Source organism: Pantoea sp. QMID4, from assembly GCF_030270445.1.
In the GTDB taxonomy this organism is placed as follows: domain Bacteria; phylum Pseudomonadota; class Gammaproteobacteria; order Enterobacterales; family Enterobacteriaceae; genus Pantoea; species Pantoea vagans.
On sequence record NZ_BSXL01000046.1, the window covers coordinates 1 to 263 of the forward strand.

Annotated in this window: 2 rRNA genes; both read left to right on the forward strand. The window is 57.0% G+C overall.

The window, feature by feature from the left end:
* A 23S ribosomal RNA gene (locus tag QSK07_RS22760) occupies positions 1-86 on the forward strand; the annotation flags it as partial.
* A 93-nt stretch (positions 87-179) separates the two neighbouring features.
* Positions 180-263: ribosomal RNA gene (gene rrf, locus QSK07_RS22765) — 5S ribosomal RNA — on the forward strand; the annotation flags it as partial.

Genomic DNA, 263 nt, shown 5'->3' on the forward strand with positions numbered 1-263 from the left:
GAAGACGACGACGTTGATAGGCCGGGTGTGTAAGCGCAGCGATGCGTTGAGCTAACCGGTACTAATGACCCGTGAGGCTTAACCTTACAACGCCAGAGGCGTTTTTGAGAGACACGATTTTCAGCTTGTGACGGATAAAGACCGTGCGGCCCTGATGGCGGCGCGGAAAACAGAATTTGCCTGGCGGCTTTAGCGCGGTGGTCCCACCTGACCCCATGCCGAACTCAGAAGTGAAACGCCGTAGCGCCGATGGTAGTGTGGGG